This window comes from Pontibacter ummariensis (assembly GCF_900188175.1).
Taxonomy (GTDB): Bacteria; Bacteroidota; Bacteroidia; order Cytophagales; family Hymenobacteraceae; genus Pontibacter; species Pontibacter ummariensis.
In genome coordinates this window covers 28,272-41,029 of the sequence record NZ_FZOQ01000004.1, presented here as the reverse complement: position 1 = coordinate 41,029, position 12,758 = coordinate 28,272, and the positions used below count along the sequence as shown (strand labels likewise).

Below are 12,758 nucleotides of genomic sequence, written 5' to 3'. Positions count from 1 at the left end.
TTTCGGGAAGCAGCAGGAAGACCGGGAACAGGTGTGGTCTACCGTTGAAACACTAATTATTTTACGTAAATCTTTCCTCGTTTTGCTACATCCTTATCCTCTTTTTTGCTGCGAAAATCTTTTGCTTTTCTATCCTAGATAAGAAAAAAACGTACCGAGCAGAGGTGCTACGCCCTGTTATTTTAGCGTTTTGAAAGGTAAGTAACCTTCGCTGAAAAAGTGCTGTAGCTAGGGAAGGGAGTTAGTTAACTGTCGAAAGTACCCATCCGTCCCTGCTCGTAGTCTTCTATGGCCTGCACCAGTTCTTTGTTGGTGTTCATCACAAAAGGGCCGTAGGTTGCAAGAGGCTCTTCGATTGGATCGCCGGACAAGACCAGAAAAGTGGTATCCTCTTCCGCTACTATGTCTAAGCCAGTAGCATTCCAACCCAGTACCACCAGTTGCTTCGTTTGGGCTTTCCTGTCGCCGTGTAATTGCACGCTCCCCTTCACTACATAAAGGCCCACATTATAGTCCGCCGGTAAGTCCAGGTGCAGTTTTCCGCCCTGCTGTAGCCGTACGTCTAAAAGAGTTATGGGAGAAAAAGTTTCAGCAGGTCCCTTGGTACCCGCATAGGTACCCGACACCACCCGTACAGTTCCGTTTCCATCCGGTGTGTTAACAACCGGAATAGTTGCGGCTGGCAATTCCTGATACCGCGGGGGCGCCAGCTTATCTTTATTTGGTACGTTTACCCAAAGCTGTATTAGTTCCAGCACGCCTCCCCGGCGGGAGAACTCCTCTTCGTGCTTTTCCTCATGCAAGAGCCCTGCCCCTGCCGTCATCCACTGCACGTCGCCTGGCCCCAGCTTGCCCGTGTGCCCCGCCGTATCGCGGTGCGCCAGGGCTCCCTGGTAGACTACCGTTACAGTTTCAAAGCCACGGTGGGGATGCGGGCCGGTACCCAATGGCTTGTCCGTCGACTGCACCTCCATCGGGCCGGTATGGTCCAGCAGTAAGAAAGGGCTCAACTGCCTGATACGGGAGCCGGGCATAGGACTGGTCACCTCAAACCCTTCCCCCACCTGCTTCCGCACGCCATCAATAATCTGAAATATTCTTCTGTTCTTGTTATCCATTCTCTTCCTGGTAAAAGATGCTTTCTAGCCATGAAAGCATATATAGTGTTTATACGGTACTTAGGTAACAGAATTATAGAGGCAAAGTTTGACACCGGGCAAAAATTTGCGCGGATGAGGCAGGCTGCTTTTCAAAAATGATGGTAGGGCTACTTTGAAAGAAAAAGTAGCAGGGCTTTTTAAGTAGCCAAAATCTGTAACCGATGAACAGTTTGCCTCCGCCAGATCAGATTACGTTCACTTCTGTTCTGCCATGCGGAGCCGGCACCCCGTCCTCGTCCAGGTGCACGAATACCATTTTCTCAATCCGCAGGATCGTCTGTCTGGTAATCAGGTTTCTCACCTCACTCCGCAGGGTAATGGAGGTCTTGCCAAAGGAGATTACCTCCAGACCTAGCTCCAGGATGTCTCCCTGCTTGGCAGAACTGATAAAGTTGACTTCTGAGATTAGCTTGGTTACAACATGCCGCCTGCCTAACTGCCCGATAGCGTAGATAGCTGCCTCCTCGTCGAGCCAGCGCAACAAGCTGCCCCCGAAAAGGCCCCCATTAGGATTCAGGTCTTCGGGCTTCACCCATTTTCTAGTATGAAAGTTCATGTGCTTATCTTAGTATTTGGTAAGAGGGTTTTACCAGTTTTACGGGATAAACAGCCTGCATGGTTTACGGCCACGCCTTACAAGGGCAAGGGAGAACAAGCCCAGGCCTTTTATTCTGGTGTACCAACACTCAGAAACTTCAATAAAATGAGGGGGCAGCCTCTACAGAAACTTCGATGACACAGATAAAGCTTGGGAACAGAAACATGAACTTTGGGAAAAAGACGACGCTTTTTGTTACAGGTGCTACTCTGGCAGCTGTAGCACAAACTCTTTTCCGCTAGGCACGGTCAGGGAGTAGCCTTTGATCCAGGGGTTGTAGAGCCGGAGCGTTTTGTAATTGGTGCCTTGCTCCAGGGCAAAGGCAGGCAGGTCCCGGATAGAGCTGTCTACTTTGTATGGCCGCGAAGGTAAGGGTTTGTAGCCCTGTTCTGCCGAAAAGTCAAAGCCATAGCGCTCCGGGCTTCCCAGGACCTCCTTTAGTGCCAGAATGCGGAACATATAGCGGGAGGTCTCTGCGTTCAGGTATAAGTCATAGTAAGAGCTGACTCCTTGGCGTTCCAGTGCCCGCGCCAGGCCACCCATGCCCCGGTTATAAGAGGCGGCAGCGTTTGTCCAGGAGCCAAAGCGCTTTTTCGCAGTCTTTAAGTACCGGCAGGCAGCCAAGGTAGACTTTTCTACATGGAAGCGCTCATCCACCTCCTTGTTCACAATCATGCCATAGCCACGGGCGGTGCTAGGCATTAGCTGCCAAAAGCCGGAGGCACCGGCATGTGAAGTCACATTTCCGAAAAGGCTTTCGGCCAGCGCCAGGTACTTAAAGTCCTCCGGTATGTCGTTTTCCCGTAGCAAGCGCTCTATCTCGGGCAGGTGCCGGTGCATCCGCTTCAGGGCTAACAAGGTGTTGGAGTGAAAATAACTATTCTTCAACAGCTCCTTGTCCAGCCGTTCGGCGACATCGGGGACATGAAGCGGCACGGGTTCTCCGGCAAAAGAGAGCGAAGTAGGCAAAGTAGGAGGCTTGTACATCAGCCTGGCAGATGTACTCTTTGTTTCGCTTGCCACATCGGTAGGATTATACGGCAGCTGCTGTTGGCTGCAAAGCTGCAGTGCCATCGCCATAATGCCTGTTGCCCATACGTATCTCCAAGTCTGCTGTGTCATGTGTCCTCCTTCTTAAGATGCCTTCCTTATTTTTACGAGCCGCTGGCCCCTATACTTTAAACATACGAAAAAAACAGCGTTTTAAGTAAGTCCGGACGGGCCTAAGAGTCCGTAAAAGTGCTTTTAAACCGCTATTGCATGGTCTCCACCGGCACTTTCATCTGCAGGTTACATTTATTCTAACTCTAGCCCAAGTCCCCGGATGCCTCCTGTTATAAAAAGCGGCACAACGCAGGGAGCAAACCGCCTTTCAGAAGCATGCTCCTTTTTCCGCTCTCCTCAATTACAGGCAGCCCCCACACAAGCACCTCGTTCATAACTCTTTAAAAAAGCACAACTACTTAATGGCGGGCTTGCGTATGAACTTATAGTAAGAAATACCTTAAGCGACATCATACATCTAAAACAAACTTAAAAAACATGGGAATTTCATTAAAACCTCTCCACGAGCAGGTGATCGTTATTACGGGCGCCTCGAGTGGTATTGGCCTTACCACTGCCTTGGCTGCGGCCAAGAAGGGCGCTAAAGTTGTGCTAGCCTCCCGTAACAAGGAGGCACTGGAGGAGGCTGAGCAGCGAATAAAACAGCTCGGCGGGCAGGCAATACACGTGGTGGCTGACGTAGGAAAACAAGAGGAAGTACAGAAAATAGCCGATGCGGCCGTCAGAGACTTTGGCGGCTTTGATACCTGGGTAAACAATGCTGGTGTCGCTATCTACGGGCACCTGGAGGAAGTAAGCGATGAAGACAACCGTCGCCTGTTCGACACGAACTTCTGGGGTGTGGTATATGGCTCCCTCACTGCTGCAAAGCACCTTAAAACCCGCGGGGGCGGCGCCATAATTAACCTGGGTAGTGTACTTTCTGATGTTTCCATTCCTATACAGGGGATGTACTCAGCAAGCAAGCACGCGGTGAAAGGTTTTACCGATGCCCTGCGCCAGGAGCTTGAACAGGAAAAAGCAAAGATCTCGGTCACGCTGATAAAACCGTCTTCCATTAACACCCCCTATCCGAAGCACGCCCGAAACTACATGGAGCACGAACTGACACTGCCGCCACCAGTATATGAACCGGAGGAAGTGGCAAACGCTATCCTCTTTTCGGCCACCCACCAGCAGCGCGACCTATTTGTGGGTAGTGGCGGCAAGATGATGAGTAGCTTTAACTGGCGCTCTCCGCGCATGATGGACTGGCTAAGCGAAAACTTTCTGTCTAAGAAAGAGCTTCGCAAAACACCGGCCAGCCATCGGGAAGGATCATTGCACCAACCGGGCGAGGATGGCCAGACGCACGGCGACCATAAAGGCTACGTGATGAAAAACAGCTTTTATACCCGCGCCAAAATGCACCCCATGATGACGGGAGCCATTGTAGCGGCAGCGGGGGCAGCGGCAATTGCTTTCGTTGGCAGTACCCGATCCAAACAGAAGAATAACGATCATTAAGAATGATAACCTAAGAAGACCGCTGCCTTTACCGAAAGGCAGCGGCTTTATTTTTAAGAAGAAAGGCCCTGACCTTTTGAAAGCACGCGACACTCCCCCCTTAACCTCAACTGTTATCCTCCTTTAATCCTATAGCAACCCTTCTCTCCTAAACAACATCTCGTGTTTCCTGTACAAGGAGTATAGCCCTCAACAACTCAGGAACAGTGAAAAAGCCAAAACCCCGTTACCTGCCTAGAAACAGAGAACTAAACCTTTTGTGGCTTTTATCTCGTAATAGGTAAGGACAAATGAATAAACCCCTATTAAACTATTTATTCGTTTGCTTACAATTTGTAAATGTGTTTAGAATTTAAAACTTGGAAAAATGAAAAAGATATTTTTTGCATCAGCCTTAATGTTAGGATCGCTTAGCCTTTACTCTTGCGGAGGAGAAACCGAAGAAGGCGTTGCGGAAGACGGCGTGGTGGTAGAGCGTGATACTGCCGTATCAGAACTTGAAGTAGAGAGAACCATCATGGATGTTGATACAACCGTGGAAACGCAAACAGAAACTATTGAAGAACCAGGCGTAGTAGGTGAGGAAGAAGTTGTAGAGTAATTCGCAGCTACTCACGCTTAAATTATAATAAAAAGGTAGGGGGAACAAAGCTTTGTTCCCCCTACCTTTTCCCCCTCCTGCTCTGCAAAAACAAGGCTCCCTCAGCCTAACCCTTCTTTAGTCTCTCAGCCACGGCAGAGGATGCTATTATGCCACTATACACAGCTCCATCCATGTATCCGCCAAAGCCGGGAGATGTCTCTGTTCCGGACAAATGTAAACGGCCGTTCATAAGTGGTAGTGCGTAAAGCGGATGTCCGTTGTTTAGATGGCGCAAAATATACTGCCCGTAAGGAGCATACGTATATTTTTCCTCCTGCCACACCTTTTCCGTGTACGACAGGTAGCCTGCAGCCTCCGACCCTAAGAGCTTTCTTAAATGGGAAAGCACCTGTGCTTCCCTTTCCTTTTTACCAAGTGCCGATGCCCCTGCTGCCAAAAAGCCTTTCAGGCTGAAGCGTGTTTTCTCCTGGTCTGTATGATCATAAGCTTCCTGCACAATGCCTGTCTGGCTAAACAGGGTGCCGGCATAGCCTCGCTCCCGCCAGAATGGCCGGGCATATGCTACTCCAAACTTAAGGGCCTCCCCCATCCAGGTATGGGTCTGCTGCATCACCCGTCTCACCTCCTCAGGTAAGGCCGGGGTAAACTCAACTCCTTTTGCTAACAGAAAAGGAGGAACCGTGCTGATGAGGTGCCTGGCGTACAACTGGGTTCCATCCTTGCACTCGACTTCCAGGTAATTCTCATGCTCCGAAACTTTGGTAGCGGGGCAATTTAAAGCAACCCGTTCCTTTCCTACCTGGCTAACCAGTGCCTCTATTAGCTTGGAAGTACCACCTCTAACTCGGTAAGACGGCTCTGCAGCGCTTGGTAGCTCAAATAGCTGCGGTGGTTCAGAACTATTTGCTTCAAAAACACCTAGCCCCTGCTGGTACTGTTCGTAAAATGGGAGTTGCAGTTCCTGCAAAAGCCGTATCAGGTATTCATGTTTATCCGCAAACCAGGTAGCCCCCATTTCAACAGGGCATGCGTTCCCCTCGGCAGCAACTGTTAGTATTCGTCCTCCCAGTCGCTCCCTTGCTTCCAGCAGCAGCGCATCTATCCCCGCCTTCTCTAAATAATAAGCGGCAGACAGTCCGCTTAGGCCTGCCCCAACTATAATTACATCGTGTATAACCATATTTTTTCGCCCCTTTCAGCAACGAAGCAAGGGCATGTGCCCTCGCTTCTTCACTGATATATACCTGCAAAGAAACGAAAGCTCCCGCATAACACAGGGGGTAACCTGATTTTACTTCTCCACAGGAACAGGATGGTACAAGTATTAGCAGGCTCACAGAAGCTAAGCCGTGTTCCTTTTACAGACTCCCAGTGAACAAAGAGAGCGCCTTTACATGAAGGCGCTCTCTTTGTTCACTGGGAGTACTTTTCTATCAGCTAGCATAGTATACACTGTACACGCGGTACTCCGTATCATCCAGCACCTCGTCATTGTTGGCATCCCAAAGCCTGAATACCCCATCGGTATACTCTCTTTCACTAAGCTGGTTGTCGTCGTCCTGGTCCCACTCCCCGTACCATACAATGGTATCAAAACCTGCATTGTACTCATTCTCATCCAACACGCCATCTCCGCTGGTATCCCAGTCAGTCCAGCTCTGGTTCTCCAGGCGCCAGTCCTTAGCTGCCATGGTCCACTCGTTCTCGTCCAGGGCCTCATCGTCATTTACATCCCAGGTGTCATAGAAGCCCCTCCGGTACTCGTTTTCGTCCAGGAAGTTATCGTCGTTCGCATCCCAGCCCTCATAATAGTCTGTAGAAGCGAACCTGGTGTTAAAAGCTTCGCTGTCCCAGGTGCTCACACCAGTATCATTTTCCAGATCATCTGCCACCCAAGCGTCCTCTACCACGCCATCATCGGCAACTTCAGTCTCTCCACCACAGGCGACCATGCCCAGCATCAGGAAAAGGGCAAACCCGCTTATGGTCATATTTTTAAATTTTGTCTTATGCTTTTTCATAGGCCTAAATTTGTCGTTCCCATATGTTTATATAAAAAACTACGAAGCGCTTGTTACTGGGTATACACCCGAGTAGCATAAGCAGCTTCGCTCCTCCCCCCTTACGGCTGGTTTGTGGTGTCTTTTAAAGCAATAAGGGTGCGCAATGGCAGGGGCCAAACCATTCAGAAGTTCCTGCGTTGGCAAAGTGAAGAGTGGCGTTTAACTGTCATAGCAACGCCGCCCCATCATCATAAAAAAACGTATGCGTATGGCTGATAACACTACTGTATTTAAAACACTCGCCAAAGTAGGCGGAGTAATTGGAAAAGGTTTGATTGCTGGTTTTGCCGGTACTGCTGCCATTACAGTGTCGCAGATGATTGCGATGCAACTGACGAACAGGGGCATGAGCAGCGCTCCCGCTAAAGTGGGCGGCAAAGTGCTGGGCGTGGAACCAAGGGGCAAGGCCGAACTCGAAAAAGAAAAAGCCAGCTCCGACCAGCACGAGGCTCCGCAAGAGCTGCAGGAAGAAGTAGAAATGAACAAACAGGTTTTCTCACAGCTGATGCACTTTGGCTATGGTACCGGCTGGGGGCTTGTTCGGGGTGGTTTAGACCTGGCTCAGGTGAACGGCTGGCCTGCCACCGCCATTCATTTTGGTGCGATCTGGGGCACGGCACAGGTTATGCTGCCTGCTGCCAATGCTGCAAAGCCTATCACCAAATGGTCTGCCCGGCAAATAGTGCTTGATGTACTGCACCACGCCGTTTATGCGGTAGCGGCCGGTGTCGTGTACGATGCCATGAACAAAGCCGAGGAAACAAAGAGTAAAAAGAAGAAAAAGGACAAGAAAAAAAAGAATAAAAAAGGCAAAAAGAAAAAAAATAAAAGCTAACAACTCAAACCCCGGTACCTGCAAAAAGGCACCGGGGTTTCTTGCGTTTAGAGGTACAGGCTCTACCTTTTTTGTGAAACCGAGCCCTCGCACCAACTCCTCAACCCATCCAACTGCCGCACCAGGTTCTGCCCCACTCCCCTGACCTAATTCTGTTGTCATAACACAAACAGTAAGTGCTTCTTATGGAAGTATAGTTAAAATCATGTATATTGTTTTTAAACTAATCTAACCTTTTCAGTATGAGAAAAATTTTTACACTCCTTTTACTGCTGTTAGTATGTTGGGTCAACAGTGCGCTGGCCCAGGGACAAGCAGTTAGCGGCAAGGTAACTGCCGCTGAAAACGGCCTGGCACTGCCTGGTGTCAGTGTGGTGGTAAAGGGTACCACCACGGGTATCGCCACCGATGGAGACGGCTCCTACCAGCTTCGGGTACCTGGCAGCAACGCCACCCTCGTGTTTCGCTTTTTAGGGTATGAGACCAGGGAGGTAGTAGTAGGCAATCAACAGGTGATCAACGTGAGCCTGAACCTCGACAGCAAGAGCCTGGATGAGGTGGTGGTAACAGCCCTGGGCATTGAGCGAAGTGAACGCTCCCTGGGCTATGCTACGCAGGAGGTACAAGGCGAAAAGCTGACCCTGACCAAGGAACAGAACGTAATTGGCTCTCTGGCCGGTAAAATAGCCGGTGTACAGGTAACGGGTGCATCAGGAGCCAGCATGGGTGGCACACAAAAGATCAAGATCCGTGGGGTAAACTCTTTAACAGGTACCGACCAGCCCTTGATCGTGATAGACGGTACGCCTATCTCTAACGCCAACTTTGCAGGGCGAAATGGCGGCGACTACGGTAACCTGGCCCAGGATATCAACCCCGAGGACATCGAGTCTGTGAACGTGCTGAAAGGCCCGGCCGCATCTGCGCTCTACGGTATCCGCGGCCAGTACGGTGTGATCATGATCACCACAAAGAAAGGCGCCAGAGGCCCTAAAGCGGTACAGGTGCAGCTGAACTCTGCTTTCTCAGTGGAGAGAGTAGGTAACTTTATGCCCCTACAGGACCTTTATGGCGGTGGCGGCAGCCAGACCTGGAGAACCTTGCCGAACGGCGATAAATACGTGGACATGAGCTACGACGAAAGCTGGGGCCCGAGAATGGACGGGACGCCTGTTCGGCAGGTATTCAGCTTTTATCCGCAAGACCCGGAGTATGGCAAGCTGACGCCCTTTGTGCCTCACCCGGATAACATCAAGGACTTCTTTGAAACAGGCCACACCATCAACAACGGGGTCTCTATCACCGGTGGCAACGAGAACTCTACTTTCCGCTTAAGTTATAACAACACCCAGATTGAAGGGGTGGAACCAAACACCTGGCTGAAGCGCAACAACTTTGGCCTGAGTGCCGGTCTGGACCTGACCAAAAAGCTGACGGCTTCGGCCAATGTGAACTACGCGAACAACTATGCACAGCGTCCGTCACAGGGATACGATGGCGGATCCCGCTATCTGGTGCAGTGGTTCCAGCGAAACATGGACATGAACCGCCTGAAGAACTACCGCTACGACGACGGCACTTTCCTGCACTGGAACCTTCGCCGTCCGAACTCCAGCGGGGAGATCACCAACTTTGAGGCCCTTTACTGGAACAACCCTTACTTCGAGGCTTATGAGAACTACAGCAACGATAATCGGGACCGGCTGTTCGGCGATGTGGGACTGACCTATCAACTGCTGCCCGAACTAAAGCTAAGCGGCTTTATACGTGGCGACCTGTATACGCAGAACATCGAGACAAGAGAAGCTGTTGGTGGCAGGTATGTACCGGCCTATACCGTGGGTAAGTATCAGAACAAGGAAGTGAACTACGAGTTTCTGGGCACATACAGCAAAGAGTGGGGCGACTTCTCTCTTAACGCAAACGTGGGTACCAACCTTTATACCCGCCGTTATAGCTCCGTTTACCAGGAATCTGAGGGAGGCCTCTCCAGCCCCGGCTATTACAACATCGCCGCCTCCATCGACCGTCCTACCAACAGGTCTTACCTGCTACGTAAAGAGATCCGCAGTTTCTACGGCATGGCCTCTTTTGGCTACAAGGACACCTATTTTATCGATGCCTCCTTGCGCAACGACAACTCCTCTACCCTGCCAGAGGATAACAACTCCTACTGGTACCCTTCCATCTCCGGTAGCTTTGTGTTTAGCGACATGCTGGCCTGGAACCCCCTGTCGTTTGGTAAACTGCGTGTAAGCTATGCGCAGGCAGGCTCTGACCTGGATGCCTACCAGACGGCCTTTACCTACGCCCCAGGTGGTATTTATGATGGCGTAAACAGCCTGTATGTACCGGACAACCTGATCAACCCTGACATAGAGCCTTCTTTTGCCCACTCGTACGAAGCAGGTGTGGATCTGAAGTTCTTCCAGAACCGCCTGGGCATGGGGCTGACTTACTACATGCAGAAAAACAAGAACCAGATCATCAACCTGGATGTTTCCGGCACAAGCGGCTACAGCTCTACGATCATCAACGCCGGTTTGATCGAAAACAAGGGCATAGAGCTTAGCCTGACAGCAACACCGGTACAGTCTGAGATCTTCTCGTGGGACGCCACTTTCAACTTCAACAAGAACGAAAGCATGGTAAAGGAGCTTGGCTCCGAGTCCGGCGTGTATGCCCACGACATGAACACCTACTCCAGAGTGTCTGTGTACCTGAACTCGTATGAGGGACAGTCTTTTGGCAGCCTGATCGGGAAGGCCTACCAGCGCGATCCGGCAACAGGCAAGATTCTGCTAGGCACTAATAACCTGCCCCTGTACACGGAGGCGAACCACAACTTTGGCAGCGTATTGCCAGACTTTACCGGTGGTTTCCAGAACTACTTCCGCTTCTTCGGGAAAGTAGACCTGGGGGCCATGATCGACTACCAGGTAGGAGGCCAGTTCTTTAGCTGGTCGCGCATGCTGGCCGTGAAGACGGGTATGGCCGAAGAAACTGCCGCTTTGAACGACAATGGCAAGAACGTGCGCGATCCGCTGAGAGAAGGAGGTGGCGTGAAGGTAACAGGCATCTCTGCCGAGTCTGGGGAGGAAGTAACGGCCTATGTAGACGCAAGAGCCTATTACAGGACAACACTGGGAACACACGTGTACGAGGAGTGGCTCTACGACGCCTCTTACGTGAAGCTGCGAGAGGTGCGCCTGGGCTATAACCTCGATAAGAAGACAATAGGCTGGTTGCCGTTCGAAAGAGCGAACATCGCCCTGATTGCCCGCAACCCGGCCATGATCTGGCAGAAGGCCCCGAAAGGGCTGGACCCTTCAGAGCTTTCTACCGGTAGCTCTCCCATCAGCTGGCTGGAGACAGGTAGCCTGAATACCGTGCGCTCTTACGGTGTGAACTTAAACATTACCTTTTAATTTGTAATCCCATGAAAAAAGTATATACCCTACTGTTAGCTGGCTTGTTATTGGGTGGCTGCAGTAATTTTGAGGAGGACATAAACGTAAACCCGAACCTACCCAGCGAGGCCTCTAACACGCAACTGATTGCCAATGCGGAGCTGTACCTCTCGGGCTTAGGCTCTTCGCCCCAAGGAGCGTATTACGCACAGTACCTGTCCGAAACGCAGTACCCTAACCTGTCGCTCTACAACACGGTTGCCTTTAACTTTTACAACCTCTACACGGGTCCGCTCATGAACCTGGAGGCAGTGCTGACTTCCAAGGATCTGGACGGGAACGAAGGACCGGTTAACAACCAGTTAGCAGTGGCCAAAATCCTGAAAGCCTATTATTTCTGGCACATGACTGACCGCTGGGGCGACATCCCTTATTCGGATGCCCTGAAAGGCAAAGCGGAGTATACCCCGAAGTATGATACCCAGGAGGCCATTTACAACGACCTATTCAAGCAGCTGGAAGAGGCAAATGAGATGACCGTGCCCGGCAATATCACGAATGACATTGTGTATGGCGGTAACATTGCACAGTGGAAAAAGCTGGCGAACACCATGCGCCTGCTCATGGCGCTGCGCCTCTCCGAGGTGAACCCCGCCAAAGGGAAAGAGGAGTTCAACAAAGCCCTGGAGGCCGGTATCATGGGCTCGAACGACGATAACTTTACCTTCAAGCACCTTGCTGAGGCAGCCAACCAGAACTACTGGTACGACCAGATCGCCAACCAGGGCCGCTATTGGTGGGCGCTGAGCGAAACGCTGGTGGAACACATGAAACCGGTGAACGATCCGCGCCTCCCCGTGTTTGGCGACCCGAACAGTAAAGGCGAGTACGTTGGCTTACCATACGGTCTCACAGAGGGCCTGGACAAGCAGGACCCTTCGCTGCTAGGAACCACCATCTGGAAGCAGGATGCTCCCGTTTACCTTGTAACTTATGCACAGGCTTTATTTGCCAAGGCAGAAGCAGCAAAGCTTGGCTGGATAGCCGGTGGCGACGCAGAGGCGGAAGCAAACTACAACATGGCCATCGAGGAGTCTGTGAAGCAATGGCGGAACGGCAGCACGGTGGGTGTGGCCGAAATGCTGGAAACTCCAGCGGTAGCGTACGATCCGGCAAGGGCGATAGAGCAGATCGCAACCCAGCGCTGGTTACATCTCTTCATGCACGGTTACGAGGCCTGGGCTGAGTGGAGAAGAACCGGCTACCCGGAGCTGGTAACGCCAGACGGCAAGCAGGTGCCTACCCGCCAGGGCTACCCTACCGAAGAAGGCTTTAACAACATAAGCAATTATGGTGAGGCTGTTCAGCGGCAGTTCAGCGGACAGGACAACCTGTACGGACACGTTTGGTGGGATGTAGACTAGTCTTCCCTTTTATTATGCTTCAAGAAGCCCCGCTTTCTCGCGGGGCTTTTTGTTTTCTTGCTTTTCGACTCAAAAGTGCTGTTTGGGCAAGCA

10 protein-coding genes are annotated in these 12,758 nt (G+C 51.3%); 5 read left to right on the top strand and 5 right to left on the bottom strand.

Annotated features, from left to right (window positions below; genetic code table 11):
* Positions 1-245: 245 nt before the first annotated feature.
* The 3 genes from CHB92_RS05725 to CHB92_RS05710 form a co-directional block, all read right to left on the bottom strand.
* A complete protein-coding gene (locus CHB92_RS05725) occupies positions 246-1,118 on the bottom strand; it encodes a pirin family protein (RefSeq protein WP_089318231.1) in 873 nt (290 codons plus the stop codon).
* Positions 1,119-1,344: 226 nt separating this feature from the next.
* On the bottom strand, positions 1,345-1,716 hold the full coding sequence (locus tag CHB92_RS05720; protein ID WP_089318230.1) for an acyl-CoA thioesterase: 372 nt from the start codon (positions 1,714-1,716) through the stop codon (positions 1,345-1,347).
* Positions 1,717-1,962: 246 nt separating this feature from the next.
* The gene (locus CHB92_RS05710) at positions 1,963-2,880 is read right to left on the bottom strand and encodes a lytic transglycosylase domain-containing protein (RefSeq protein WP_089318228.1); all 918 of its coding nucleotides are present in this window, start codon (positions 2,878-2,880) and stop codon (positions 1,963-1,965) included.
* Positions 2,881-3,300: 420 nt separating this feature from the next.
* Here CHB92_RS05710 and CHB92_RS05705 point away from each other — a divergent pair, with 420 nt between their 5' ends.
* Together CHB92_RS05705 and CHB92_RS05700 are read left to right on the top strand one after the other, a co-directional pair.
* Positions 3,301-4,329 carry an SDR family oxidoreductase gene (locus CHB92_RS05705; protein WP_089318227.1) on the top strand — a complete coding sequence of 343 codons (1,029 nt, stop codon included), beginning with the start codon at positions 3,301-3,303 and terminating at the stop codon, positions 4,327-4,329.
* Between the two features lie 367 nt (positions 4,330-4,696).
* A complete protein-coding gene (locus CHB92_RS05700) occupies positions 4,697-4,930 on the top strand; it encodes a hypothetical protein (protein ID WP_089318226.1) in 234 nt (77 codons plus the stop codon).
* Positions 4,931-5,036: 106 nt separating this feature from the next.
* Here the strand turns inward: CHB92_RS05700 and CHB92_RS05695 are convergent, their stop codons facing one another.
* Complete coding sequence (locus tag CHB92_RS05695) at positions 5,037-6,113, bottom strand: flavin monoamine oxidase family protein (protein ID WP_089318225.1); 1,077 nt, start codon at positions 6,111-6,113, stop codon at positions 5,037-5,039.
* A 253-nt stretch (positions 6,114-6,366) separates the two neighbouring features.
* Positions 6,367-6,924, bottom strand: coding sequence for a hypothetical protein (locus tag CHB92_RS05690; RefSeq protein ID WP_144266273.1), 558 nt, complete (start codon positions 6,922-6,924; stop codon positions 6,367-6,369).
* A gap of 280 nt (positions 6,925-7,204) precedes the next feature.
* On the opposite strand from CHB92_RS05690, the gene CHB92_RS05685 reads away from it, so the two are divergent.
* The 3 genes from CHB92_RS05685 to CHB92_RS05675 all read left to right on the top strand — a co-directional run bounded on the left by CHB92_RS05685 (position 7,205) and on the right by CHB92_RS05675 (position 12,665).
* Positions 7,205-7,831 (top strand): hypothetical protein, encoded by a 627-nt coding sequence (locus CHB92_RS05685; RefSeq protein WP_089318223.1) that lies wholly within the window; start codon positions 7,205-7,207, stop codon positions 7,829-7,831.
* 242 nt (positions 7,832-8,073) lie between these two features.
* Positions 8,074-11,259 carry a SusC/RagA family TonB-linked outer membrane protein gene (locus CHB92_RS05680; RefSeq protein WP_089318222.1) on the top strand — a complete coding sequence of 1,062 codons (3,186 nt, stop codon included), beginning with the start codon at positions 8,074-8,076 and terminating at the stop codon, positions 11,257-11,259.
* A gap of 11 nt (positions 11,260-11,270) precedes the next feature.
* Positions 11,271-12,665, top strand: coding sequence for a SusD/RagB family nutrient-binding outer membrane lipoprotein (locus CHB92_RS05675; protein ID WP_089318221.1), 1,395 nt, complete (start codon positions 11,271-11,273; stop codon positions 12,663-12,665).
* Positions 12,666-12,758 lie beyond the last annotated feature (93 nt).